Here is a 25,578-nt window from a genome sequence, read left to right as displayed (position 1 = left end):
TTTGTTAAGACGCCAGATGGCACACGGCTTCAATATTGTGCCCGTCTGGCGCAATCACAAAGGCGGCGTAGTACCCGGCGTGGTAGTTGGGCCGTAACCCCGGCGCGCCGTTGTCCTTTCCTCCGGCGGCCAGCGCCGCCTGCCAGAAGGCGTCCACCTGCTCGCGGCTGTCGGCGCGAAAGGCGATATGCAGCGGCGCCGGTTTGTCCGCACTTTGATAGAGGCATAGAGAGACATCCCCGCTGCCGGCCAGCTCTGCGCCGTAGGTCGGCTCGCCTTCGCCGACCAGCGTTACGCCAAGCGGGGCCAGAGCCTGTAAAAAGAACGCTTTGCTGGCGGCATAGTCGCTGACGCCGAATTTCACATGATCGAACATCTCTTCTCTTCTCCTGTGGATGGGGATCGCCAGCCGAACGCGTTAGCCGGGAAATAGATGCAAAATAGTTAACAACGGGTAGTAACTTTTTTAACAGCTCAAAATGTTTAATTATTCCTAATACGAGTATTTACAGACGTTTAATCTGCCATGTACCATAAACAAAAAATAACATTTGTGATACAAGTCACTCTTTTTTGGCGCATGGGTAAGCTCAGCGCGGTGTGAACGCCGCCGGTTTACCGCCTCAAGGTTATGGCAGCACCCTTCTCACGATGACATTCCGGTGAATTTCTCTCCGATTTCCCGCGTTTCGTTGAGAATCGTCTACTATCCAAACGATAACCCTATAAATGATATCGCCTCTGGCGATGTTTTATCCGACTTGCCGGTCCGGGCCAGACGCTAAGCGGTTTAAAAGCGCAATGGTATCGGTTCCAGCACGACATTCACTGGTTTTGTCAGCGACAAAAACAGTAATTTTCAATGACAGGAATGTGATGATGTCGAGCGAGAAAACTAACAATTCCAGGCGTGATTTCCTGGTGAAATCGATGGCGCTGATCCCGACGGTGGTGATCGGCGGCGCGGGAGCAGGGGCCATTGGCGTGGCCACCAGCGCGACCGCGCAGGCGGCCCCCGCTTCAGAGCCAGCCTCCGGGAACACGGCGGCGGCCAGCGACTGGAAGCCGCAGTTCTTCAACGATCGTGAGTGGGCGTTTATCAACGCCGCTGTCGCGCGCTTAATCCCGGCGGATGAACTTGGCCCCGGCGCTAAAGAGGCCGGCGTGCCGGAATTTATCGACCGCCAGCTCAATACCCCTTACGCCACCGGCTCCATCTGGTATATGCAGGGGCCCTTCAACCCCGACGTGCCGAAAGAGATGGGCTATCAGCTGCCGCTGGTGCCCAAGCAGATCTATAACCTCGGGATCGCCGATGCCGAGGCCTGGTGTCAGGACAAGTATCACAAGACCTTTGCTGAACTGAGCAGCGAGCAGCAGGACGAGGCGCTCGGCTTGTGGGAATCGGGCAAAGCCGAGTTCAAACAGCTCCCGGCTTCGCTGTTCTTCACCTATCTGCTGCAGAACACCCGCGAAGGCTTCTTCAGCGACCCGATCCATGGCGGTAACAAAGGCATGGTCGGCTGGACGCTGATTAATTTTCCCGGCGCGCGCGCCGACTTTATGGATTGGGTTGAACGGGGCGAACGCTACCCCTTCCCGCCGGTATCAATTAATGGGGAGAGGGCGTAATCATGGCCACCGTATTGAAAAAAACCGATGTCGCGATCGTCGGCTTCGGCTGGGTTGGGGCGATCATGGCCAAAGAGCTGACCGAAGCCGGGCTCAACGTCGTGGCGCTGGAGCGCGGCCCGATGCGCGACACCTGGCCGGACGGCGCCTATCCGCAGGTGATTGATGAGCTGACCTACAACATCCGCCGCAAGCTGTTCCAGGATCTGTCGAAAAGCACCGTCACCATCCGGCATAACACCAGCCAGCAGGCGGTGCCGTATCGCCAGCTCGCGGCTTTCCTGCCGGGTACCGGCGTGGGCGGCGCCGGGCTGCACTGGTCAGGCGTCCATTTCCGCGTCGATCCCATCGAACTGCGGATGCGCAGCCACTATGAAGAGCGCTACGGCAAAAACTTCATCCCCCAGGATATGATCATCCAGGATTTCGGCGTCACCTACGACGAGCTGGAACCGTTCTTCGATAAAGCGGAGAAAGTGTTCGGCACCTCCGGGACCGCCTGGTCGATCAAAGGCAAGGTGGTCGGCAAAGGCCGCGGCGGCAACGCCTTCGCCCCGGACCGTTCAGATGACTTCCCGCTGCCGGCGCAGAAAAACACCTGGTCGGCGCAGCTGTTTGAAAAAGCGGCGCTCGAGGTGGGCTACCATCCCTACAACCTGCCGTCGGCCAACACCTCTGACTCCTATACCAACCCCTACGGCGCGCAGATGGGCCCGTGCAACTTCTGCGGTTTCTGCAGCGGCTACGCCTGTTACATGTACTCCAAAGCCTCGCCGAACGTGAACATTCTGCCGGCGCTGCGCCAGGAAAAACGCTTTGAGCTGCGGACCAACGCCAACGTGCTGAAGGTCAACCTGACCGACGACAAATCCCGTGCCACCGGCGTGACCTACGTCGACGGCCAGGGGCGCGAAATGGAGCAGCCGGCGGACCTGGTGATTATCGGCGCCTTCCAGTTCCATAACGTGCACCTGATGTTGCTCTCCGGGATCGGCAAACCCTACAATCCGGAGACCGGCGAAGGGGTGGTGGGGCGTAACTTCGCTTACCAGAACATGACCACCATCAAGGCCATTTTCGACAAAGACACCTACACCAACCCGTTTATCGGCGCGGGCGGCAACGGCGTCGGCGTCGACGACTTCAACGCCGACAACTTCGACCACGGCGCGGCGGGCTTTGTCGGCGGTTCGCCATTCTGGGTCAACCAGGCCGGGACCAAGCCCATCTCCGGTTTCCCGGTACCGCCGGGCACCCCGGCGTGGGGCAGCAAATGGAAAGCGGCGGTGGCCGATACCTACACCCATCACCTGTCGATGGATGCTCACGGCGCGCACCAATCCTATCGGCAGAACTACCTCGATCTTGATCCGAACTACAAAAACGTCTTTGGCCAGCCGCTGCTGCGCATGACCTTTGACTGGCAGGAAAACGACATCAAGATGGCGCAGTTTATGTTCGATAAGATGGCGCCGATCGCCAAAGCGATGAAGCCGAAATATATCCTCGGCAGCCCGAAAAACGCCAACAGCCACTTTGATACCACCACCTACCAGACCACTCATATGAACGGCGGGGCGGTGATGGGGGAGGATCCGAAAACCAGCGCCGTTAACCGTTATCTGCAAAGCTGGGACGTGCATAACGTCTTCGTCATCGGCGCCTCCGCTTTCCCGCAGGGGCTGGGCTATAACCCAACCGGCACGGTGGCCGCGCTGGCGTACTGGTCAGCGAAGGCGATCCGCGAGCAGTATCTGAAAAATCCGGGTCCCCTGGTGCAGGCATAAAGGAAGGCAGATGATGAAAATGCAATGGTTATCGGCCCTGGTGCTTGGGGCATTGAGCTGCGCGGCCTTCGCCGAAGAGGCGCCTGCGGACAGCAATCTGATTAAGCAAGGGGAGTATCTGGCGCGGGCGGGGGACTGTGTCGCCTGCCACACCAACGGCAAAGCGGGCAAACCTTTCGCCGGCGGTCTGCCGATGGAGACGCCGATCGGCACCATCTACTCCACCAATATCACGCCGGATAAAGAACACGGCATCGGCGGGTACACCTTCGAAGAGTTCGACGACGCGGTGCGCAAGGGTGTGCGGAAAGACGGTTCCACGCTCTATCCGGCAATGCCGTATCCCTCATTCGCGCGGATCAGTGAAGCGGACATGCGCGCCATGTACGCCTACTTTATGCATGGCGTGGAGCCGGTGAATGTCGCCAACAAGGACACCGACATCCCGTGGCCGCTGTCGATGCGCTGGCCGCTGGCGTTCTGGCGCGGCATCTTCGCCCCGACGCCGAGCGACTTTGTCGCCAACCCGCAGGTTGACCCGGTGCTGGAGCGCGGTCGCTATCTGGTGGAAGGCCTGGGCCACTGCGGCGCCTGTCATACCCCGCGTAGCCTGACGATGCAGGAAAAAGCGCTCAGCGAAAGCGAAGGCGATGATTACCTGGCGGGCAGCAATGCGCCGATTGACGGCTGGGTCGCCTCCAGCCTGCGCGGCGAAAATCGCGACGGTCTGGGGACCTGGAGCGAAGCCGAGCTGGCTGAGTTCCTGAAAACCGGACGTAACGATAAATCGGTGGTCTTCGGCGGCATGAGCGATGTGGTGGAGCACAGTCTGCAGTATCTCTCTGATGACGACATCACCGCCATCGCCCGCTATCTGAAGTCGCTCCCGCCGCGCGGCGGCAAACAGACCCCAGCCCCGGTGGAAGACAGCGTGGCGAAAGATCTGTGGAAGGGTAACGACAGCAAAACCGGCGCCGCGCTGTATGTCGATAACTGCGCCGCCTGCCACCGCACCGACGGCGCGGGCTATCAGCGCGCCTTCCCGTCGCTGAAGGGCAACCCGGTGGTGCAGACCGAAGATGCCACTTCGCTTATTCACATCGTTCTGACCGGGAGCACCACGCCGGCGGTGAAAGATGCGGTCTCCAACCTGACCATGCCGTCGTTCGGCTGGCGTCTGGACGACCAGCAGGTGGCGGATGTGGTCAACTTCATCCGCACCAGCTGGGGCAACAACGCGCCGGCGGTCAGCGCCAGCGATGTGGCGAAGGTGCGTAAGGAGACCGCGGCGCACGATGAGAAGGCGTTAGGCAACGCCGATATCTCGAAGCTGCCGGGGGCCGGACAGTAACCGTCAGGGTTGCGTCGCCCGCGCGGCGCAACCCTGACTTAGCCAGGACGTAAAATACTGTCTGAATCAAGGAGTTTGCCTTCATGCTGCATGCAGAGCGACTGACCTGCATCGTTGACGATCGACCGCTGTTTGCGGAGCTGACGCTGTCCCTTGCTGCCGGCGAGCTGCTGCAGGTCGCCGGTGATAACGGCGCGGGGAAAACCTCGCTGCTGCGGATCCTTTGCGGCCTGGCGCGCCCGGAAAGCGGGGTGGTGAGCTGGCAGGGCCAGCCGCTGGCCCAGGTGCGGGAGTCATTTCACCGGCAGCTGCTGTGGCTGGGCCATAAGCCCGGCGTCAAAGCGGCGCTGACCGCCGATGAAAACCTGCGTTTCTTCTTTCCGGCCAGCCGCCTTCAGCAGCGGGAAAGCGCCCTCGCCGCCGTCGGCCTGGCGGGCTATGAAGATCTCCCCTTAAGCCAGCTCTCCGCCGGGCAGCAGCGCCGGGTGGCGTTAACCCGCCTGTGGTTAACCGATGCGCCGCTGTGGATCCTCGATGAGCCGTTCACCGCCCTCGACGCCACGGCGATAGAAACCCTGACCCGTCGCCTGGAGCAGCACGCCCGGCAGGGGGGAAGCGCGATCCTCACCACCCATCAGCCGCTGCGGCCGCTGGGCTGCCCGTTGCGCACCCTGCGCCTCGGCGACGACGGCGGGAGGCGGCAATGATGAGAGCGCTGTTGGCCCGGGAACTGCGCCTGGCGTGGCGCAGCGGGGCAGAGATCCTCAATCCGCTATGGTTCTTTCTGATCGTCATCACCCTGTTTCCGTTCGGCGTCGGCGCCGCGCCGCACCTGCTGGCGCAGATTGCGCCGGGCGTGGTGTGGGTCGCCGCGCTGCTGGCGGCGCTGCTGGTGATGGATCGGTTGTTTCGCGACGACTGGCAGGACGGTTCCCTGGAGCAGCTGATGCTTCTGCCGACGCCGCTGATGGCGGTGGTGCTGGTGAAGGTGGTCGCTCACTGGATGATGAGCGGCCTGCCGCTGCTGATCGTCTCGCCGCTGGCGGCGCTGCTGCTGGGGATGAATCTGCACGACGCCGGCGTGCTGGCGCTGACCTTGCTGCTTGGCACGCCGACGCTCAGTTTTCTTGGCGCGGTGGGGGTTGGCCTGACCGTCGGCCTGAAGCGCGGCGGCGTCCTGCTGAGCCTGCTGGTGCTGCCGCTGGCGGTGCCGCTGCTGATTTTCGCCACCGCGGCCTGCCAGGCGGCCGCCGCTGGGCTCCCGGTCGGCGGCTATCTGGCGATGCTGGCGGCGTTCTTAACCGCCAGCGCCACCCTGTGTCCGTTCGCCACCGCCGCCGCGCTGCGGCTGACCGTGCAATAATTCGCTGCGCCTGCGGGCGCGGCCATCATAACCGTGTGAGTAAGCGTCTATGTGGAAAGCGTTACATCAACTGGCGATCCCCGAGCGGCTGTACCGCCTGTGCGGGTGCTGGATCCCCTGGCTGGCGGCGTTGAGCGCGCTGTTGCTGGTCATCGGCCTGGGGTGGGGCTTTGGCTTCGCCCCGGCGGACTATCAGCAGGGGGAAAGCTACCGGATCATGTATCTTCACGTCCCGGCGGCGATGTGGTCGATGGGGCTGTACCTGGCGATGGCCGTCGCGGCCTTCGTCGGGGTGGTGTGGCAGATCAAAATGGCCGACCTGGCGATCGCCGCCCTGGCGCCGGTAGGGGCGGTCTGCACCCTGGTGGCGCTGGTCAGCGGCGCGGCGTGGGGCAAGCCGATGTGGGGGACCTGGTGGATCTGGGACGCCCGCCTGACCTCGGAGCTGGTGCTGCTGTTTCTGTATGCCGGCGTCATCGCCCTGTGGCACGCCTTTGACGACCGCCGCCTGGCCGGGCGCGCGGCGGGGATCCTCGTGCTGGTCGGGGTGGTCAATCTGCCCATCATTCATTACTCGGTTTACTGGTGGAACACCCTGCACCAGGGCTCGACCAACCTGCAGCAAACCATCGACCCGAGCATGCGTCTGCCGCTGCGGATCTGTATCTTTGCTTTCCTCGCGCTGTCGGTCACCCTGACCCTGATGCGCCTGCGTAACCTGATCCTCCAGCTGGAACGTCGTCGGCCGTGGGTGGTGGCGCTGGCTAACAAAGGAGCCGCCCGATGAGCCCCGCTTTTTCTTCGTTCGCCGCCTTCCTGAATATGGGCGGCTATGCCCTGTACGTCTGGCTGGCGGTGGCCGTGGCCATCGCCGCCTTTGGCCTGCTGACGGTTCATACCCTGTGGGCGCGGCGGGCGCTATTCCAGGAGGTGCGACGCCAGCAGGCGCGCGAGCGGCGGATCGCGGCCGCTCGCGAACATGACAAGGAGGCCGCGGATGCAAGCGCGTCGTAAAACCCGGCTGTATATCGTGCTGGCGGTGCTCGCCGGCCTTGGGCTGACCGTCAGCCTGACGCTGTACGCCCTGAGCAGCAATATCGATCTGTTCTACACCCCGGGAGAAATTATCTACGGTAAAACGGAAACCCGGGCGCTGCCCCATACCGGGCAGCGCCTGCGGGTGGGAGGCTACGTTCAGCCCGGCTCCCTGCAGCGCGACCCGCAAACCCTCGACGTGCGCTTTAAGCTGTATGACGCCCGCGGGGTCGTGGACGTCAGCTATAAGGGCATTTTGCCGGACCTCTTCCGTGAAGGACAGGGCGTGGTGGCCCAGGGCGTTCTGGACGGCGAGCGGCATATCACCGCTCAGCAGGTGCTGGCCAAGCATGATGAAAATTACACCCCGCCGGAGGTGAAAAACGCCATGACGCCGGCGAAAGCGGAGGCGCAGCCATGATGCCGGAGCTGGGCAACTTTTTATTGTGTCTGGCGGCGGGGCTGGCGCTGCTTCTGAGCGTCTATCCCCTGTGGGGCGCGGCGCGGCAGGACCGGCGGCTGATGGCCCTGGCGCGGCCGCTGGCCTGTGGGCTGTTCGCCTGCATCGGCGGCGCCTTCCTGCTGCTGGTGCACGCCTTTGTGGTCAATGACTTTACCGTCCGCTACGTGGCGGAAAACTCCAATAGCGCGCTGCCGGTGTGGTATCGGGTGGCGGCGACCTGGGGGGCGCACGAGGGCTCGCTGCTGCTGTGGGTCCTGCTGCTCAGCGTCTGGACCTTCGCCGTCGCCCTCTTCAGCCGCCGGATGCCGCTCGACGCCGTCGCCCGGGTGCTGGCGGTGATGGGGATGATCGCCTTTGGGTTCCTGCTGTTCATCCTCTTTACCTCCAACCCGTTCAGCCGCGGCCTGCCGCAGTACCCCATTGACGGCCGCGACCTTAATCCGCTGCTGCAGGATATCGGCATGATTTTTCATCCGCCGATCCTCTATATGGGGTACGTCGGCTTCTCGGTGGCTTTCGCCTTCGCCATCGCCTCGCTGCTTGCGGGGCGGCTGGACACCGCGTGGGCGCGCTGGTCGCGTCCCTGGACCCAGGCGGCGTGGATGTTCCTCACTCTCGGCATCGTGCTGGGCTCGGCGTGGGCCTATTACGAACTGGGCTGGGGCGGCTGGTGGTTCTGGGACCCGGTGGAAAACGCCTCGTTTATGCCGTGGCTGGTAGGGACCGCGCTGCTGCACTCCCTGGCGGTGACCGAGAAGCGCGGCAGCTTCCGCGCCTGGACGGTGCTGCTGGCCATCGCCGCCTTCTCCCTGTGCCTGCTGGGCACCTTCCTGGTGCGCTCCGGCGTGCTGGTCTCGGTGCATGCCTTTGCCTCGGATCCATCGCGCGGGCTGTTTATTCTGGCGCTGCTGATTGTCGCCATCGGCGGGTCGCTGCTGCTGTACGCCCTGAAAGGCGGCAGGGTGCGCGCGCGGGTGGAACATACGCTGTGGTCGCGCGAGTCGTTCCTGCTTGGCAACAATATCTTGCTGATGGCCGCGATGCTGGTGGTGCTCCTCGGAACGCTGCTGCCGCTGGTGCATAAAGAGCTGGGCCTCGGCAGCATCTCCATCGGCGAGCCGTTCTTTAACACCATGTTCACCGCCCTGATGGCGCCGTTTGCGCTGCTGCTGGGGCTGGGACCGCTGATCCGCTGGCGGCGCGATGACGTCGCCAGGCAGATTAAGCGCCTGGTGGTCGCCCTGGTGGTGACGTTGTCACTTTCTCTGGCGCTGCCGTGGCTGCTGCAGGATCGTATCACCGCGATGGCGGTCATTGGCCTGATGATGGCCCTGTGGGTGCTGATCTTCGCCCTGATGGAGGTTCACGAACGGGCCACCCATCGCCACGGCTTCTGGCGCGGCCTGCGGACGCTGACCCGCAGCCAGTGGGGGATGGTGCTCGGTCACGTCGGCGTGGCGGTGACCGTTATCGGCATCACCTTTAGCCAGAACTACAGCGTGGAGCGCGATGTACGGATGCGCCCCGGCGACAGTATCGATATCCACCGCTATCACTTCGTGTTTAACGGCGTGCGCAATATTGTCGGCCCCAACTGGACCGGCGGGGAAGGCATTATTGCCGTGACCCGCAACGGCCGCCCGGAAGCGACGCTGTATGCCGAGAAGCGCTTTTACACCGCCAGCCGGATGATGATGACCGAGGCGGCGATCAGCGGCGGGCTGACCCGCGATCTGTACGCCGCGCTGGGGGAAGAACTGAGCGACGGCAGCTGGGCGGTGCGTCTGTACTACAAACCGTTCGTTCGCTGGATCTGGTATGGCGGGGTGCTGATGGCCCTCGGCGGTCTGTGCTGCATGCTCGACCCGCGCTACCGGATGCGTAAGAAGCTGCAGGAGGCCTCATGAACCGGAAGCTGCTGTTTATCCCGCTGGTGCTGTTTCTGGCGCTGGCCGCCGCGCTGTTCTGGCAGCTGATGCGTAACGCCGATGGCGACGACCCGACGACCCTCGAGTCGGCGCTGATTGGCAAACCGCTGCCGGAATTTCGCCTTGAAGCGCTGAATACCCCCGGCCAGACGCTGGACCGACGGACGCTGATTGACGGCAAGCCGCTGCTGCTTAACGTCTGGGCAACCTGGTGCCCAACCTGTCGCGCCGAGCATCAGTTTCTCAACGGCCTGGCGCAGCAGGGCGTGCGGGTGGTGGGGATGAACTACAAAGACGATCGGCAGAAGGCGATCAGCTGGCTGCAGCGCCTGGGTAATCCGTACAGGCTGAGCCTGTACGACGGCAACGGCATGCTCGGCCTGGATCTGGGGGTTTATGGCGCGCCGGAGACGTTTCTCATCGACGGTCAGGGCATTATCCGCTGGCGGCACGCCGGCGACCTGAACGACCGGGTGTGGCGCGAGGAGCTCCAGCCGCTGTGGAATCAATACAACCGGGGGGCGGGCTGATGAGACGTGTCATAGCCATCCTGCTGGCGCTGATGCTGACCGGCCAGGCGTGGGCCGCCATCGATACCTGGCAGTTTAAAAACGAGGCCCAGGAGCAGGCGTTCCGCGAGATCACCTCCCAGCTGCGCTGCCCGAAATGCCAGAACAACAGCATCGCCGACTCGAACGCGATGATTGCCGCCGATATGCGGCAGAAGGTGTACGAGCTGATGCAGCAGGGGAAAACGAAAGGGCAGATCGTTGACTATATGGTGGCCCGCTACGGCAATTTTGTCAGCTACGAGCCGCCGCTGACCGCGGGCACGGTGCTGCTGTGGCTGGGGCCGGGGCTGTTCGTGCTGGCGGGCGCGGGGGTGATTATCGCCCGCGCGCGTCGTCGCGACATCCCTGACGCGGCGCTCAGCGCTGAAGAGCGCCAGCGGCTGGCGGCATTATTGAAAGAAGGAAAAGAACGATGAGCCTGTTAGTGGTTATCGCCGGGCTGCTGCTGGCTGGCGCGCTGGGGCTGCTTTATTACCCGTGGCCGGGCAAAGGGGCGGTGGACCGCGATACCCTTAACCGCGCCCTGTATCAGTCGCGCCTGCAGGAGCTGGCGCAGGAGCGCGGCGAGGACAACCCGGCGCTGGTCGTCGAGCTGCAGCGCACGCTGCTGACGGATATCCCGCCCCAGGCACAGCCTGGCGAACGGCCGCTAAGCCGCTGGGCGCTGTTTCCGGGCGCGCTGCTGCTGGTGGTCCTGAGCCTGGGCCTGTATCTGAAAACCAGTGATATTGGCCAGGTGCTGCTCTGGCAGCAGGCGGAGCGGCATTATCCTGCGCTGCTGCAGCAGGTTAAGGACCCGACCGCGCCGCCTCTGCGTATGGATGAGCTGGCGGAGCTGCGGCTTGGCCTGCGCAGCCATCTGCAGAATACTCCGCACGACCTCGCCGGCTGGCAGCTGCTTGGGCGGCTGGGGCTGTTGTTGAACGATGGCGAGACGGCGATCGGCGCTTTTGGCCGGGCGCATGCGCTGGCGGCGGACGACCCGGCGGCGGCTTTCGATTATGCCAGCGCGCTGGTGCGGGCGGGGGATAGCGGTCAGGTCCGGATGGGCGAGCTGCTGCTGCGCGACCTGCATCAGCGACAGCCGACCAGCCTGCCGGTGCTGGAGATGCTGGCCCTGAGCGCGGTGCGTAATGAAGATTACCCCGAAGCCGTGGCGGTCCTGCAGGCGTTGCTGGCCCGGCTGCCGGAAGGGGATGCGCGGCGCGAGGCGATTGTCCGCCAGCTGGCGCAGGCGCAGCAGCAGGCGCAGTAACTGCCCGGCGGCGCTGAACGTGGGGTCTACCGCGAGGACGGTACGGACAGCCCTGGTTTTGTAGGTCGGGTCAGGCGCAGCCGCCGCCCGGCACAAAATCGGCTCCGTGCCCGCTGTCCTTGCCCGGCGGCGCTACGCTTGCGCGGGCCTACTAAGGGCGCGAATAGAGCACCAAATCGCGGGCAGCCTTTGTAGGCCGGGTAAGCGAAGCGCCACCCGGCAACATGTTGAGCTCGGAGCCTGATACCTTCCCGGCGGCGCTGCGTTAGCGTGGGCCTGGGGATATGAGCTGACGGGAGGTCTTTGTAGGCCGGGTAAGGCGCAGCCGCCACCCGGCAACATGGCGGGCACGGAGCGATAGCTTGCCCGGCGGCGGGGCAGACTGTTATCGGTTTTACAGGTTCTCAGCCCGGGGAAAGTGTTTATCACGCGTGACTTCAGCGTACTTTATGCTCCCGCTTCGTGTTGCTGCACCCTGTTTTCCGTGGCGCAGGGAGCAGTATGGCAGCGGCAACGACTGCCGGACGGTTCCCTCTCCCTCCGGGAGAGGGCCAGGGGCGGGAAAGTACTGCTGGGAAGGCTTTTATGTTATCTGTGGCTTCAGCGGGTATTGCGCTCCCGGTTAATTGTCTGCGTTATGTCACTCATGGCGCAGGGAGCGCACAGGGGGCGGCCAGTCGCCGCCGCCCCCTGTACCCCCGGGCTCCGGCCAGCAAAATCGCCACTGCGTGGTCCCTTCGACTTATCCCTGCAGGCTTCGGGTCGGGCCGAGGCAGCGTCCGTGCAAAACACGGCCCTCAGCCCGCATCCATGCGGGCTGCCCCGGCCTTCCGGGAACGTCTCAGCGATTTTGAGGCCGCCAGCACCGGCAGTTTCAGCAACCATGGTGAATATATTAACGACAGGTCGCACGAACCCTGTAGGCCGGGTAAGGCGCAGCCGCCACCCGGCACAAAATCGGCTCCGTGCCCGCTGTCCTTGCCCGGCGGCGCTACGCTTGCGCGGGCCTACGAAGGGCGCGAATAGAGCACCAAATCGCGGGCCGGGTAAGGTGTAGCTGTCACCCGGCAAAATACGGCACAAGAGCGGCACAAATACCGCCTAACAGCGTAGCCGGGATAAGGCGTCACGCATCGCTATCCGGGATTCTCCCTGCTGGCGCTATGCTCAGCCGCTTCCGTGTTAAGTTTCAGGTGTCGCAGGAATGACTAAAGAATCTCCCCCTAAGCATCAGCAGCAGGCTGTCGCTTAGGCCCCGGAGATCACTCTCTTAAGGTTGCAAGCGCGGTAGAACTCGATCAACGAGGTTAAAAGGGGCTTCAGCGCGGAACGCGAGTTAAGGCTAATCAGGGCAGGGGGACCGGCAGAATTTATAACCCGATAACCGACTGCGCCGGGCCTTCGGCGCCATTTGGCTGGACTGCCACATGGACATCATCTGGCGCTGTGATGCCGCTGACGCGGTATCCAGAAGCTACTTGATATTGTAAGGGTACGAATGCTATTGCAGAATTTCACGTCTGCTGTGTGCCAGGAGCGGACATTGTCGCCTCACTCAAATTTGATGGGGATGCTTTAGAACTTTTATGGTAGATGTAAATAGCTCGCAGAATAAAACGTACAAGGAAAAGCTATGAAGATCAGACTAGCTGTGCCTGTAGAGGCAGAAGAATGCTGGAACATTCGAAATCAGGCTATACGTTACGGATGTAAGAATAGTTATGATGATGCGGTTATTGCAGCCTGGACACCGGAAAAAATGCCTGAAAGCTACAGGAATGTCATTGTAGCGAATCCTTTTTTCGTTGTTGCGGCTGATGGCAGACTATTAGCTACAGGCTATCTTGATCTATCTACAGGAAGTATTGAGGCTGTATTTACGTTACCTCGATATACAGGTAAAGGGTTAGGTAGTCAGATTATTGAAGCCATCAAAAGTGAAGCTCGTGAACGTGGATTTGAGCAATTGACTTTGTCCTCAACACCTAATGCCCAGACTTTTTATGAGAAGCATGGTTTCAAACTTATGCAGGAAAGCATGTATCCCTCTGCCTTGGCGCAGGCTGAACTGCGCTGCATGGAAATGTCTATAAATCTCCTGGGATAGTAGTTCGCTGTCTAATCGCAATGATCACTATACCCAGTAACCACTGCAGATAGATCTTAAAAGCTTCAAAAATTAACGTCCGCTCTTTGCACCGTCCGGACCTTGCTTAGCATGAATTTCTTCTGTGCCCAAGTGCGGAAGTGGTTACAACATTCTGTGTGGTGCAACGGGGAGCGTGTCAAAGGAGTCAAGCTGGCAATCAGGAAGAGCTTGAAATTACGCTAGGGACTAAAATCAGTCCTGCCATCGCAACACTAAATTAGCGTCAAGAAACGCTTTAGATTGCCGACATATACATTTAATGTTATTCCTGAAAATAAACAAAATGGATTGAGCCGTATGAAAAAACTTTTACTTCTTTTTCCGCTGGTGTTTACTGCGCCGGTACAGGCTTCTGAAGTCACGGTAGGTCAGATTTGTAAGGCTACTTCTGCTGCGATGTTTGGCCGTGACCATAAGATCATGCAACTGGATAAAGTTGAATCAGGTATTGCCTACGTACATTATATCCGACAGAACGATGGCACCCGTTGGGCAATAAAGTGCAAACTTATAGGTGATCAGGTTATGTGGGCATCTGATAACCCTGACAGCACCGGTCGCTGGCGGGATGATCCTGCGGACAGTACAGTCAAATATTCTATTGATGGTAAAAAAATAATTATTACCGAGCTCTATAGTGACGGTTCCAGTACCACGAACTCTTATCCCTTGAAGCAGCTAAAATGACTTTGACCTGCTCTCCGTTGATTACGGCACCTCAATGTTAGTAACGTAGTTGTGGGAGTTGCAAACTTCCGCTCCTCGCCCATGTCGGACCTTTGGCTCACCTGGTTTGTCCGCTTGATGCCAGGAGCGGAAAGCGCTGACATCACCAGGTACCACTCAACGCGGCGCAAGCCAGTCAGATAGTTAGCGAGTTTTTGTAGGCCGGGTAAGGCGCAGCCGCCACCCGGCAAAAATACGGCACAAGAGCGGCCCAACAGCGTAGCCGGGATAAGGCGTCACGTATTGCTATCCGGGATTCTCCCTGCTGGCGCTATGCTCAGCCGCTTTCGTGTTAAGTTTCAGGTGTCGCAGGAATGACTGAAGAATCTCCCCCTTAGCATCAGCTGCAGGCTGCCGCTTAGGCCCCGGAGAACACTCCCTTAACGCTGCAAGCGCGGTAGATACCGAGCACCGGAGTTAAAAAGGATTAGCTGAACGTCTTCAGCGCGGGACGCGAATCCATGCTAATCACCTGAGGGGGTTAGCTCGCTCATGTTCCCCGACGAGCAGGATCGCGCTGCCGACAACTGGCAAAAGAGTCGTTGATATAGTCGCTCAGCGCCCACTTGTCCTGATAGCCAAACGTCCTCGGGAATGGATGCAGTACGAAGCGCCAGGTCAGGAGGTCAACGTGATTGCTGCTGAAGACGCGGTGTTCACGGATCATCTCATCTGGTAACCTGTCACGCGCGCCGTTGGTAACGTAAATATTCATGGTGAACTTTGGAACTCAGACGATTTATGAAATCTAGCAGACTATTCACTCTAATTTTGCCATTGTTACTGACACTCTGCGCCGGCACAGAGGCCAGCGCCAGCACACCTTCAGGCAGTATTTCCTCTGCAAACACATCAATTACCACTCGTGATAAGAACGGAAACCTACTGCCGAGTTTCCTGCGGGTTCAGTACGATGTTGATTCAGATGGCAGAGTTCAGAATGTAAAGATACTTGAATCGACAACGACTCCGGAGTTGGAACATCAAGTCATTGATAAAATGATTAAAAAATGGCGTTTTGAAAAGGGCAAACCGGGAATAGCTCAAAGATTAGTCGTCAAGATCCCACCCAAATCAGACGGCGGTCCCGCGAATAAGCAGTAAGCACTTTTGAGGATTAATAGCCTGACGCATCATCTACGCCGGTAAAGTCCCCTGGGTGCCAGGAGCGGACTCTACCTATCAATAGAGGGTTCGTTTTACCGTAATGTTTACTCTCAAACCAAAAAAAGCCCCTGCATATCAGCAGGGGCAAGCCATGTCAGAGCTTATTATTTATTAGTTAAATACCATCCCGCCGTCGATCAGCAATGACTGACCGGTCATGTAATCAGAATCCGGGCTGGCAAGATAGGAGACGCAGGCGGCGACATCTTCCGGTTCGGACAGACGACCAAGGGTGATGCGTTTGGCGAACTCGGCGGTACCGTAACCCAGCGGTTTACCGGCAGCTTCGGACACCTGGCGGTCAATTTCGGCCCACATCGGCGTTTTGACGATCCCCGGGCAGTAGCCGTTGACCGTGATGCCCAGCGGCGCGAGGTCGCGAGCGGCGGTCTGGGTTAAGCCGCGTACGGCGAATTTACTGGAGCTATACACCGCCAGCTCCGGGTTGCCGACGTGGCCGGCCTGGGAACAGGCGTTAATGATTTTCCCGCCGTGCCCCTCTTTCTTAAAGGCCTCGACCGCCGCCTGAATGCCCCAGATCACCCCTTTAACGTTGATATTGTAGACTTTATCGACAATCTCCGGGGTAATGGACTCGATCGGCGTGGACGGCGCCACGCCGGCGTTGTTGACGATGACGTCGAAGCCGCCCAGCGTTTTGCGCGCCTGTTCGACAGCGGCAAACACCTGATCGCGGTCGGAGACATCCACTTTCACCGCCATGGCGCGGCCGCCGGCCTGGTTGATTTCGGAGGCGACCGCTTTGGCGGTGGCGTCGTTATAATCGGCAATGGCCACGGCAAATCCATCCTTCACCAGACGAAGGGCGATAGCTTTACCAATCCCCTGGCCAGCGCCGGTAACAAGTGCGACTTTTTTCATTTTCCTTTCCTTATTGTGATGACTTACAGAATCTGACTCAGATGCAGCTGACCCATCAGCAGCGGGTTATCGCGATAATCCACCGGGATGGCCACTACCGCCGGGCCGTCGACGTCCATCGCCGCGCGCAGGGTCGGCTCCAGCGCCTCGGCGCTTTCCACGGCAAACCCTTTGGCGCCGAAGGACTCGGCATAGGCTTTAAAATCCATCGGCCCGAACTCGACGCCGGACAGGCGCTGATATTTTTTCTCTTCCTGGATGGCCACCATGTTGTAGCCGTTATCGACCCAGATCAGGTGCAGCACGTTGGCTTTCAGGCGGACGGCGGTCTCCAGTTCCATGCTCGACTGCAGGAAGCCGCCATCGCCGGAGACGGAGACCACTTTGCGCTCAGGATTGACCAGCCAGGCGCCGATGGCCCAGGGCAGGGCGACGCCCATGGTCTGCTGGCCGTTGGAGATCATCACCTGACGGGCGCGGAAGCTGTACAGGTAGCGGGCGATCCAGATATGGAAGCTGCCCATGTCCACGGTCAGCGTGACGTCGCTGTTGACGATATCCTGCATCGCGCGAACGATACGCAGCGGATGCAGGGCAAACTGATTCAGCTGCGCGCCGCGGCGGTCCAGCAGTTCGCGCTGGTGCTGGCGGTCGCGGAGGATCTCCGCCGCCTGCGGGGAGAGCACCAGCCGGCGATCGATATTTTGCGCCAGCTTGCTGAGGGTGCCGGCGATATCGCCCACCAGCTCGACGTCCGGGGTATAGTTGCGTTCTTCATAGGCGGGCAGGACGTCGATATGCACCAGCGTCGCGTTGCCGCTGTTCCACATCGCCGGTTCATATTCCACCGGGCTGTAGCCGATGCAGATCACCAGGTCGGCGAGCTGCAGCAGACGGTCCCCGGCCTGGTTGTTAAACAGCCCGACCCGGCCGGCGAAGCGAGAGAAGTTATCCTGATTCACCGCCCCGGCGGCCTGATAGGTGCTGGTGACCGGAATATGGCTGGCCTCCAGCAAACGGCGTAGCGCCGCGCTGTTTTCCGGCTGGCTGGCCATCAGGCCGAGCAGGAAGATCGGGTTCTTCGCCTGAGCGATAAGCTTCGCCACCTGGTCGATGGCGGCATCCGGCGCGGCGCCCATCTGCGGGGCCCCGCTGGCCGGCAGCACTTTGCCGCTGACCGGGCCATCGACCACATCCTGCGGCAGACTGACGAAAGCGCTGCCCGGGCGGCCCTGCTCGGCGGCGCGGAAGGCGTTGGAGACCACTTCCGCCAGCGCGTCCGGCGCGGTCACCTCGACGGCGTATTTCGTCACTGGGCTGAACATCGCCACCGTATCCATACTCTGGTGGACCTGTTTGGCCTTATCGGCGCGTTTCACCGCGCCGCCCAGGGCCACCACCGGGTCGCCTTCGCTGTTGGCGGTGGCCATACCGGTGATCAGGTTGGAACAGCCCGGACCGGAGGTGACCAGCGCCACGCCCGCTTTACCGGTAATGCGCCCGACGGCGGCGGCCATAAAGGCGGCGTTAGCTTCGTGGCGTACCGGAATAATGCGAATGGAGGAATCCAGCAGTGAGTCGAATACCTTGTCGATTTTGGCGCCAGGGATGCCGAACACCTGACGTACCCCCTGGGCTTCCAGCTGGCTGACGACGAGATCGGCGCCGTGCGCCCACTGCCGTACCGGATACTGTTTGTCCATGTGACCCCCTTAACTTTCTACGGAACGGATGGCGGCATCGAGATTATCGGGATGCAGATTGGCCTGCAGGAACGCGCTGTCGGCGGGCAGGTCGATCATCAGCTTGTGAATTTCGCCGAAGGTCAATACCCCGTGGTCGAGCTGGTAATCCAGCAGGTGACCGCCGCCTTTGCGGTCATCGGTTATAAAGTGCTCGTGATACCCGGCGACGTTGATCCCCTGCATATGCTGCGGGGTACGGAAGCCGACCAGCACCCCTTCGCGCTGGTTAAAGCGGAACACCGGCTGATCGTCGAGGACGTCGGTCATCGCCCGGTACGGCGGCGTCTGGCGCGGCACGGTGCGGGTATGGGCATGGCGGAAATGGCCGTCGATGCGCAGGGCGCAGAACAGGTTGTCAGAGGGGATTTGCTGGTCGATCACCTCGTGCAGCTGCTGGCGGCTCACCGGATGGTCGAAGGTTTTCCGGTACTGCGGCTGGAACCAGGTCATCACCGCGAACGGCGTTTTCTGCTCCGGCTGGGCTTTGCGCGCGCTGCCGTCGGCCCGCAGCTGATAGACCTGACTGCTGAAGGCGATCAGCTCCCCGTCCAGCTCATTAAAGGTGCCGAGACCGAAATCGCCGTGCTTCAGCAGGTCCGCGATGGTGGTGCTGCCTTCGTAAACCCCGCTCAGCAGGGCGCTCATGAGCGATGTCTGATAGAGCACGTTCTCGGGATGCTGCGCGGAAAACGCCCGCAGGGTTTCGCACAGACTCTCTTCGCAGGTGCATTCAGCAGAATGATTCATATACCACTTCCTCGTTCAACAAATATAAGAAAGGTTAAATAAATGTTGACCCGATTCAGCTCACAGTTCCAATATAGAAACCATGCTGGTTTGAGACGTTTTCGATATGGAACTTCGTTATCTTCGCTATTTTGTCGCCGTCGCCAGGACGCGGCACTTCACCCAGGCCGCCAAGGAACTGGGTATTTCACAGCCTCCGTTAAGTCAGCAAATTCAGCGGCTTGAGCGCGAGGTGGGGACCCCGCTGTTTCGGCGTTTGACCCGCGGGGTGGAGCTCACCGAGGCCGGTGAGTCGTTCTATGAGGATGCCCGCCAGATCCTCGCCATGAGCGATGCGGCGCTGGAGAAGGCCAAGGGCATTGCCCGCGGGATGAACGGCAGCCTGTCGCTAGGCATTACCAGTTCTGATGCATTCCACCCGCAAATCTTCACGCTGCTGCACCGTTTTCAGCTCGATCACCCCGGGGTGACCCTGCACCAGATGGAAGACAATATGGCCAATCTGATGACCGCCCTGAGCGAGGCCGAGCTGGACATCGCCTTCGTCCGTCTGCCGTGCGAGAGCAGTAAAGCCTTTAATCTGCGGATTATCGATGAGGAGCCGATGGTTATCGCGCTGCCGCGCGACAACCCGCTGGCGACGCAGCCGACCCTGGCCCTGGAGCAGCTGCGCGACGTGGCGCCGATCCTCTTCCCGCGGGAGGTGGCCCCGGGGCTGTATGAGCTGGTGTACAACAGCTGCCTGCGCGCCGGCATCGATATGGAGCGCGCCTGGCAGTCGTCGCAGATTTCGTCATCGCTGAGCATGGTCAATGCCGGGTTCGGCTTCGCGCTGGTCCCGCAGTCGATGACCTGCATTCAACAGCCGAACGTCAGCTATCACCCGCTCAGCGGGGCGCCGCTGAAGACCGATATCGCCATCGCCTGGCGGCGCTTCGAGCGCTCGCGCACGGTGAAACGCTTTCTGGCGATGTTCTGATCGTCGCGACGCCTGCGGTTTACTGCGCCACCCAGCCGCCGTCCATGTTCCACGCCGCGCCGCGCACCTGGGCGGCGGCGTCGCTGCACAGAAACAGCGCCATTTCGCCCAGCTGCTGCGGGGTGACAAACTCCCCGGAGGGCTGTTTTTCCGCCAGCAGCTGCGCGCTGGCCTGCTGCGGGTCGACCCCTTCGGCGATGCGCTTATCGATCTGCTGCTGCACCAGCGGGGTCAGCACCCAGCCGGGGCAGATGGCGTTGCAGGTGATGCCGCTGCGCGCGGTTTCCAGGGCCACGGTTTTGGTCAGACCGACCACCGCGTGCTTGGCGGCGACATAGGCCGATTTCTCTTTCGACGCCACCAGGCCATGCACTGAGGCAATGTTGATGATGCGCCCCCAGTCGCGCTGACGCATGCCTGGCAGCGCCAGGCGGGTAGTGTGGAAGACGCTGGAGAGATTGATGGCGATGATGTCGTTCCATTTGTCCACCGGGAACTGCTCCACCGGGGCGACGTACTGGATACCGGCGTTATTGATCACGATATCGACGCCGCCGAAGGTGCTTTCGGCATAGCGCATCATCGCCTCGATCTGCCCGACGTCGCGCAGGTCGGCGTCGTGATAGCCGGGGATCTTGCCCAGCGCGGCGACTTCAGCCCGGGCGTGGCTGCTGTCGCCGAAGCCATTGAGCACCAGCTGGGCGCCTGCCTGCGCCAGCACTTTGGCGATCCCTAAGCCGATGCCGCTGGTGGAGCCGGTGACCAGCGCCGTTTTACCGTCTAAATTCATGCTATTTCTCCTTCAATCTGGTATCAGACAATGCCGGTTACATAGAACGTGGCAATGACAAACAGCACCGCGAGGCTTTTGATCACCGTGATGGCGAAAATGCCGCCGTAGGCCTGGCGATGGCTCAGGCCGGTGATCGCCAGCAGGGTGATCACCGCCCCGTTATGCGGCAGGGTGTCCATGCCGCCGCTGGCCATGGCGGCGACGCGGTGCAGGACCTCCAGCGGAATATTGGCGGCGTGGGCGGCGGCGACAAAGGTTTCGGACATCGCCGCCAGGGCGATGCTCATTCCCCCGGAGGCCGAGCCGGTGATCCCGGCCAGCACCGTGACGCTTATCGCCTCGTTTAACAGCGGATTGGGAATGGCCGCGAGGGCTTTCGACAGCACCAGGAAACCCGGCAGGGCGGCGATAACCGCGCCGAAGCCATACTCAGAGGCGGTGTTTATTGCCGCGAGAATCGCCCCGCCCACCGCCGTCCGGCTCCCCTCCGCCAGCCGGCCGCGAATATTGCGATAGCCGCAGACCAGCACCAGCACAATGCCGGAAAGCAGCGCTGCCTGCACCGCCCAGATGGCGGTGATTTTCCCCACCTCGGTGACGACAGGCTTCGCCAGACCCGGCAGGGTGAGCTCATGGCTGGCGCCGTACCATTGCGGGATCCAGTGGGTAAACAGCAGATTCAGCACCCCCACCAGCAGCAGCGGGGCGATTGCGATCAGCGGATGCGGCAGGTCGATGTCATCCGGGGTCTCCGGCTCATTTTGCAGATCGGTCCCATAGCCTTCGCCGCTGGCCTGCGCTTTGCGGCGCTGGCGCTCCAGCCACAGCAAACCGAAGAGGATAATGAACAGCGAGCCGATAAGCCCCAGCCACGGGGCCGCCCAGGCGTTGGTGCCGAAGAAGCTGGTGGGAATAATATTCTGGATCTGCGGCGTGCCGGGCAGGGCGTCCATGGTAAACGAGAACGCGCCGAGGGCGACGGTGGCGGGGATCAGCCGTTTGGGGATCCCGCTCTGGCGAAACAGCTCGGCGGCGAAAGGGTAAACGGCAAAGGCCACCACAAACAGCGACACCCCGCCGTAGGTCAGCAGGGCGCACACCAGCACGATCACCGGGATCGCGTGGCGGCGGCCGAGGATGCGGATGGCGGCGGCGACAATCGACCGTGAGAATCCCGACAGCTCAATCAGCTTGCCGAACACGGCGCCCAGCAGAAACACCGGGAAATAGAGCTTTACAAAGCCAACCATTTTTTCCATAAACAGGCCGGTAAAGGCCGGGCCGACCGCGCCCGGGTCGGTGAGCAGCACCGCGCCGAGGGCGGCGATCGGCGCAAAGAGGATTACGCTGTATCCACGGTAGGCTGCCAGCATCAGTAACGCCAGCGCGGCCAGGGCTATTATCACACTCATCACGACGTCTCACTCTCATTGTTATTGTAGGGGTACAGAACGCGATACTAGGGTTTCAGGGCGAAGCGCAGCTGGTGTTCCCGGCGCGACTGGATGCGCTGGCGCCGCGCCTCGTCCCAGCGGTAAAAGCCTTGCCCGCTGCGGGCGCCGGTGTCGCCTTGCGCCACTTTCTCCGCCACCAGCGACATCATCTCCGTACCGCTGGCCAGCTCCGGCAGCAGGTGCTGGCAGATATCCTGGACCGTCGCCAGGCCGGTCATGTCCGCCGCCTCCAGCGGGCCGACCATCGCATAGCGACGGCCCAGCGAGGCGCGCATCACCTGGTCCACCACCTCCGGGGAAGCGATGCCGCTGTGGACGATGTGCAGCGCTTCGCGCAGCAGGGCGAACTGCAGCCGGTTGCCGACAAAGCCCGGCGCGGCGCGATTGAGCACCACCGCTTCCAGCGCGCAGGCGGCGCAAAAGTCGCTTACCTGGCGCGCCAGATGGGGCAGCGTGGCGCTCCCGGGCACCACTTCCACCAGCGGGATCAGGTGCGGCGGATGCCAGAAATGAGCGATCAGCAGCCGTTCCGGAAGGCGCATGCCCTGCGCCAGCCGATCCGGCGGCAGGCCGCTGGTGTTGCTGGCGATAATCGCCTCGTCGGCGATCAGCGTTTCCAGTTCGGTATACAGGGCGTGCTTCAGCGCCAGCCGTTCGGGGATCGCTTCAATCAGCAGCGTGGCGTCGGCCAGCGCCTGCAGCGCCGGGGTGGGGGTTAAACGGCTCAGCACGGCGTCGCGGTCGGCGGGATCCTGCTGACCGGTCGCCTCCAGCTCGCGCAGGATCGCCCCCGCCACCGAGGGCACTTCGGCAAGACGTTGCGGATCGGTGTCATACAGGCGGACGGCGTGACCGTGACGGGCGAAATGACAGGCGATGCCGACGCCCATCAGTCCCGCGCCGAGTACCGCCAGACGTGGTGTAAACATAGTGGCTCCTGTTAACGTTGAAGGGTCATGGCGATGCCCTGGCCGCCGCCGACGCACAGGGTGGCCAGCCCTTTGCTGGCGCCCCGGCGCTGCATCTCATGCACCAGGCTGACGAGGATCCGGCAGCCGGAGGCGCCGATGGGATGGCCGAGGGCGATGGCGCCGCCGTTGACGTTGACTTTCTCGCTGTCCCATTCGAGCAACTGACCGACGGCCAGCGCCTGGACGGCAAAGGCCTCGTTGACTTCGATAAGATCCACTTCGTCAAGCGTCCAGCCGGCGCGCTGCAGCGCCTGGCGGCAGGCGCTCACCGGGCCGATGCCCATCACCGACGGGTCGACCCCGGCGACCGCCGCACTGACGATGCGCGCCAGCACCGGCAGCCCAAGCTCGCGCGCTTTATCGACGCTCATCAGCAGGACCGCCGCGGCGCCGTCGTTCAGGGATGAGGCATTCCCGGCGGTGACGCTGCCGTCAGCCGGGCGAAACGCCGGGCGCAGCTTGGCCAGCTGCGGCTCGCTGGTCTCCGGGCGCGGTTGTTCATCGTCGGTGACGACACGCGGCGGTTTTTTGCCCTGCGGGACGCTGACCGGGACGATCTCCTCGCGAAAGCGTCCGGCGGCGATAGCGGCCGCCGCTTTGCGCTGGGAGCTGGCGGCGAAGGCGTCCTGGCGCTCGCGGCTGATATCGAAGGCATCGGCGAGGTTCTCGGCGGTAATGCCCATGTGGTAGTCGTTAAAGGCGTCCCACAGGCCGTCCTGGATCATGCTGTCCTGCAGGCTGGCGTGGCCAAAACGCAGGCCGTCGCGGGCGCCGTGCATCAGATAGGGAGCATTGCTCATGCTCTCCTGGCCGCCGGCGATAACGATCCCGGCGTCGCCGCAGCGGATCGCCTGCACCGCCTGCTGAACCGCTTTCAACCCGGAGCCGCACACCAGATTGACGGTGACCGCCGGGGTGTCCACCGGCAGGCCGGCCTGCAGCGCGGTCTGGCGCGCCGGGTTCTGCCCGCAGCCGGCGGTGAGCACCTGGCCGAAAATCAGTTCATCGACCGCCGCGGCGGGCAGCTGGCAGCGTTCAAGCAGGCTGCGCACCACCGTCGCGCCGAGGTCGACGGCGGAAAGCGGGGCGAAGGCGCCGCGAAAGCTGCCGACCGGGGTGCGTACTGCAGCAACAATGGCAATATCGGTCATGGTCTCTCCTTAGCTGAAGCGCATTTCGCGCACGTCGTCGGCGACGATCAGCCGTCCCGCCGTTTTACGCATCACCTCGTCGGGGCTGACCCCCGGAGCCACTTCGCGCAGGACAAACGCCCCGTCGACAATGTCCAGCAGGGCCAGGTCGGTGAGCACCCGGCGAATGCAGCCCACGCCGGTGAGCGGCAGGGTGCACTGCGGCAGCAGTTTGGATTCGCCGTTCTTTGAGGCGTGGGTCATGACCACGATGATGTTCTGCGCGCCGGCCACCAGGTCCATGGCGCCGCCCATCCCCTTAACCATTTTCCCGGGGATCATCCATGAGGCGATATTCCCCGCGACGTCGACCTCAAAGGCGCCAAGAACCGTAAGATCGACGTGGCCGCCGCGGATCATGGCGAACGACTGGGCGGAATCGAAGATCGCCGCCCCGGTTTGCGCTGTCACGGTCTGTTTGCCGGCGTTAATCATGTCGGCGTCGATGGTTTCCTCATCGGGAAATTCGCCCATCCCCAGCAGGCCGTTCTCCGACTGGAGCATCACTTCAATACCGGCGGGGATATAGTTGGCCACCAGCGTCGGGATACCGATCCCGAGGTTGACGTAGTCGCCGTCGCGCAGCTCCTGGGCGACGCGCATCGCCATTTGTTCACGGGTTAGCATCTCAGTGCCCTCCGGCGCGCAGGGTGCGCTGTTCAATACGTTTTTCGAATTGCCCGACGATCAGCCGGTCGACATAGATCCCCGGGGTGTGAATGGCGGAGGGCGGCAGTTCGCCCGGCGGCACGATCTCTTCCACCTCCACCACCGTAATGCGCCCGGCGGTGGCCATTAGCGGGTTGAAATTCTGCGCGGTGTGGCGGTAAACCACGTTGCCGTACCAGTCAGCTTTCCAGCCCTTCACGAGGGCGAAATCGCCGCGAATGGCCTGTTCGAGAATGTAATTTTTACCGTCGAACTGGCGCACCTCTTTGCCTTCGGCGACCGGGGTGCCATAGCCGGTGGCGGTGTAAAAGCCGGGGATCCCGGCGCCGCCGGCGCGGATTTTTTCCGCCAGCGTTCCCTGCGGGGTGAGCTCTACCGCCAGCTCGCCGCTCAGCACCAGCTGTTCAAAAAGCGCGTTTTCCCCGACGTAAGAGGCCACCACTTTGCTGACCTGGCGCGATTCCAGCAGCATGCCGAGACCGAAGCCGTCGACGCCGCAGTTGTTGGAAACCACCGTCAACCCCTGCACCTGGCGGCGCTTCACTTCGGCGATCAAATTCTCGGGTATACCGCACAGGCCGAAGCCGCCGGCGAGCAGCGTCATGCCGTCCGTTAACCCTTCCAGCGCCGCTTCGTAGCTGGCGACGCGTTTATCCAGTCCTGCCATCTTGTCTCTCCTGCCTTGCGATAGCCTTATCATTGGCGCTGGCGACTGATTTG

The 25,578-nt window shown here is 61.9% G+C and carries 27 protein-coding genes; 16 read left to right on the top strand and 11 right to left on the bottom strand.

All coding sequences use genetic code 11. The annotated features are described in order from the left end of the window. Positions 1–4: 4 nt before the first annotated feature. Entirely contained in the window at positions 5–376 is a 372-nt protein-coding gene (locus ABLU95_RS09400; protein ID WP_087775527.1) for a VOC family protein, read from the bottom strand. Positions 377–876: 500 nt separating this feature from the next. On the opposite strand from ABLU95_RS09400, the gene ABLU95_RS09395 reads away from it, so the two are divergent. From ABLU95_RS09395 to ABLU95_RS09330, 14 genes are all read left to right on the top strand, one after another. Continuing rightward, positions 877–1,632 carry a gluconate 2-dehydrogenase subunit 3 family protein gene (locus ABLU95_RS09395; protein ID WP_004175724.1) on the top strand — a complete coding sequence of 252 codons (756 nt, stop codon included), beginning with the start codon at positions 877–879 and terminating at the stop codon, positions 1,630–1,632. A gap of 2 nt (positions 1,633–1,634) precedes the next feature. Beyond that, positions 1,635–3,419 (top strand): GMC family oxidoreductase, encoded by a 1,785-nt coding sequence (locus ABLU95_RS09390; RefSeq protein ID WP_002908285.1) that lies wholly within the window; start codon positions 1,635–1,637, stop codon positions 3,417–3,419. A 10-nt stretch (positions 3,420–3,429) separates the two neighbouring features. Then, positions 3,430–4,770, top strand: coding sequence for a cytochrome c (locus ABLU95_RS09385; protein WP_072096551.1), 1,341 nt, complete (start codon positions 3,430–3,432; stop codon positions 4,768–4,770). Between the two features lie 83 nt (positions 4,771–4,853). After that, on the top strand, positions 4,854–5,477 hold the full coding sequence (gene ccmA, locus ABLU95_RS09380) for a cytochrome c biogenesis heme-transporting ATPase CcmA (protein WP_048297691.1): 624 nt from the start codon (positions 4,854–4,856) through the stop codon (positions 5,475–5,477). Further along, positions 5,474–6,133, top strand: coding sequence for a heme exporter protein CcmB (gene ccmB / locus ABLU95_RS09375; RefSeq protein ID WP_348879304.1), 660 nt, complete (start codon positions 5,474–5,476; stop codon positions 6,131–6,133). Before ccmA ends, ccmB begins: the two co-directional genes overlap by 4 nt. Before the next feature lie 49 nt (positions 6,134–6,182). Further along, positions 6,183–6,920 (top strand): heme ABC transporter permease, encoded by a 738-nt coding sequence (locus tag ABLU95_RS09370; RefSeq protein ID WP_023290025.1) that lies wholly within the window; start codon positions 6,183–6,185, stop codon positions 6,918–6,920. Beyond that, positions 6,917–7,147, top strand: coding sequence for a heme exporter protein CcmD (gene ccmD / locus ABLU95_RS09365; protein ID WP_023290024.1), 231 nt, complete (start codon positions 6,917–6,919; stop codon positions 7,145–7,147). The genes ABLU95_RS09370 and ccmD overlap by 4 nt, the downstream gene beginning before the upstream one ends. Continuing rightward, positions 7,131–7,589: a cytochrome c maturation protein CcmE gene (gene ccmE / locus ABLU95_RS09360; protein WP_032453185.1), complete on the top strand. Its 459-nt coding sequence runs from the start codon at positions 7,131–7,133 to the stop codon at positions 7,587–7,589. The genes ccmD and ccmE overlap by 17 nt, the downstream gene beginning before the upstream one ends. Continuing rightward, a complete protein-coding gene (locus tag ABLU95_RS09355) occupies positions 7,586–9,538 on the top strand; it encodes a heme lyase CcmF/NrfE family subunit (RefSeq protein ID WP_085551015.1) in 1,953 nt (650 codons plus the stop codon). Before ccmE ends, ABLU95_RS09355 begins: the two co-directional genes overlap by 4 nt. Further along, positions 9,535–10,089, top strand: a complete 555-nt coding sequence (locus ABLU95_RS09350; RefSeq protein ID WP_023290021.1) for a DsbE family thiol:disulfide interchange protein — start codon at positions 9,535–9,537, stop codon at positions 10,087–10,089. The genes ABLU95_RS09355 and ABLU95_RS09350 overlap by 4 nt, the downstream gene beginning before the upstream one ends. A gap of 11 nt (positions 10,090–10,100) precedes the next feature. Next, a complete protein-coding gene (locus ABLU95_RS09345; RefSeq protein ID WP_241516601.1) occupies positions 10,101–10,547 on the top strand; it encodes a cytochrome c-type biogenesis protein in 447 nt (148 codons plus the stop codon). Further along, positions 10,544–11,386, top strand: a complete 843-nt coding sequence (gene ccmI, locus ABLU95_RS09340; RefSeq protein WP_348879300.1) for a c-type cytochrome biogenesis protein CcmI — start codon at positions 10,544–10,546, stop codon at positions 11,384–11,386. The genes ABLU95_RS09345 and ccmI overlap by 4 nt, the downstream gene beginning before the upstream one ends. 1,633 nt (positions 11,387–13,019) lie before the next feature. Continuing rightward, positions 13,020–13,493 carry a GNAT family N-acetyltransferase gene (locus ABLU95_RS09335; protein ID WP_048297685.1) on the top strand — a complete coding sequence of 158 codons (474 nt, stop codon included), beginning with the start codon at positions 13,020–13,022 and terminating at the stop codon, positions 13,491–13,493. Positions 13,494–13,832: 339 nt separating this feature from the next. Continuing rightward, the gene (locus tag ABLU95_RS09330) at positions 13,833–14,222 is read left to right on the top strand and encodes a hypothetical protein (RefSeq protein ID WP_043519870.1); all 390 of its coding nucleotides are present in this window, start codon (positions 13,833–13,835) and stop codon (positions 14,220–14,222) included. Positions 14,223–14,751: 529 nt separating this feature from the next. On the opposite strand, the gene ABLU95_RS09325 is transcribed toward ABLU95_RS09330, so the two are convergent. After that, positions 14,752–14,976 (bottom strand): hypothetical protein, encoded by a 225-nt coding sequence (locus ABLU95_RS09325; RefSeq protein ID WP_348879298.1) that lies wholly within the window; start codon positions 14,974–14,976, stop codon positions 14,752–14,754. A 26-nt stretch (positions 14,977–15,002) separates the two neighbouring features. Here ABLU95_RS09325 and ABLU95_RS09320 point away from each other — a divergent pair, with 26 nt between their 5' ends. Beyond that, positions 15,003–15,365: a TonB family protein gene (locus tag ABLU95_RS09320; protein WP_348879297.1), complete on the top strand. Its 363-nt coding sequence runs from the start codon at positions 15,003–15,005 to the stop codon at positions 15,363–15,365. A 174-nt stretch (positions 15,366–15,539) separates the two neighbouring features. Here the strand turns inward: ABLU95_RS09320 and ABLU95_RS09315 are convergent, their stop codons facing one another. Genes ABLU95_RS09315 through budA form a run of 3 tightly spaced genes read right to left on the bottom strand, consistent with a single transcriptional unit; the run spans position 15,540 to position 18,802 of the window. Next, positions 15,540–16,310, bottom strand: a complete 771-nt coding sequence (locus ABLU95_RS09315; protein WP_004151179.1) for a (S)-acetoin forming diacetyl reductase — start codon at positions 16,308–16,310, stop codon at positions 15,540–15,542. Between the two features lie 23 nt (positions 16,311–16,333). Then, a complete protein-coding gene (alsS, locus tag ABLU95_RS09310) occupies positions 16,334–18,013 on the bottom strand; it encodes an acetolactate synthase AlsS (RefSeq protein WP_023290012.1) in 1,680 nt (559 codons plus the stop codon). A gap of 9 nt (positions 18,014–18,022) precedes the next feature. Beyond that, positions 18,023–18,802, bottom strand: a complete 780-nt coding sequence (gene budA, locus ABLU95_RS09305; RefSeq protein WP_031590062.1) for an acetolactate decarboxylase — start codon at positions 18,800–18,802, stop codon at positions 18,023–18,025. Positions 18,803–18,908: 106 nt separating this feature from the next. On the opposite strand from budA, the gene ABLU95_RS09300 reads away from it, so the two are divergent. Further along, the gene (locus tag ABLU95_RS09300) at positions 18,909–19,781 is read left to right on the top strand and encodes a LysR family transcriptional regulator (RefSeq protein ID WP_004145376.1); all 873 of its coding nucleotides are present in this window, start codon (positions 18,909–18,911) and stop codon (positions 19,779–19,781) included. Positions 19,782–19,800: 19 nt separating this feature from the next. On the opposite strand, the gene ABLU95_RS09295 is transcribed toward ABLU95_RS09300, so the two are convergent. From ABLU95_RS09295 to ABLU95_RS09270, 6 genes are read right to left on the bottom strand one after another with little or no spacing between them, the layout of a single operon-like run. Further along, positions 19,801–20,571 (bottom strand): 3-hydroxybutyrate dehydrogenase, encoded by a 771-nt coding sequence (locus ABLU95_RS09295; RefSeq protein ID WP_277475908.1) that lies wholly within the window; start codon positions 20,569–20,571, stop codon positions 19,801–19,803. Between the two features lie 23 nt (positions 20,572–20,594). Then, complete coding sequence (locus ABLU95_RS09290) at positions 20,595–21,989, bottom strand: GntP family permease (protein WP_348879295.1); 1,395 nt, start codon at positions 21,987–21,989, stop codon at positions 20,595–20,597. A gap of 44 nt (positions 21,990–22,033) precedes the next feature. After that, the gene (locus ABLU95_RS09285; protein WP_348879293.1) at positions 22,034–22,957 is read right to left on the bottom strand and encodes a 3-hydroxyacyl-CoA dehydrogenase family protein; all 924 of its coding nucleotides are present in this window, start codon (positions 22,955–22,957) and stop codon (positions 22,034–22,036) included. Between the two features lie 11 nt (positions 22,958–22,968). Next, entirely contained in the window at positions 22,969–24,150 is a 1,182-nt protein-coding gene (locus tag ABLU95_RS09280; RefSeq protein WP_348879291.1) for an acetyl-CoA C-acetyltransferase, read from the bottom strand. A gap of 9 nt (positions 24,151–24,159) precedes the next feature. Further along, positions 24,160–24,816 (bottom strand): CoA transferase subunit B, encoded by a 657-nt coding sequence (locus tag ABLU95_RS09275; RefSeq protein WP_021312467.1) that lies wholly within the window; start codon positions 24,814–24,816, stop codon positions 24,160–24,162. Between the two features lies 1 nt (position 24,817). After that, positions 24,818–25,525 carry a CoA transferase subunit A gene (locus ABLU95_RS09270; RefSeq protein WP_023290007.1) on the bottom strand — a complete coding sequence of 236 codons (708 nt, stop codon included), beginning with the start codon at positions 25,523–25,525 and terminating at the stop codon, positions 24,818–24,820. Positions 25,526–25,578: the final 53 nt, after the last annotated feature.

It is taken from the genome of Klebsiella sp. GG_Kp146, from assembly GCF_040061975.1.
Taxonomy (GTDB): Bacteria; Pseudomonadota; Gammaproteobacteria; order Enterobacterales; family Enterobacteriaceae; genus Klebsiella; species Klebsiella quasipneumoniae.
Note: the sequence above shows the minus strand (reverse complement) of the source record. Positions and strands in the feature narration are given on the sequence as shown.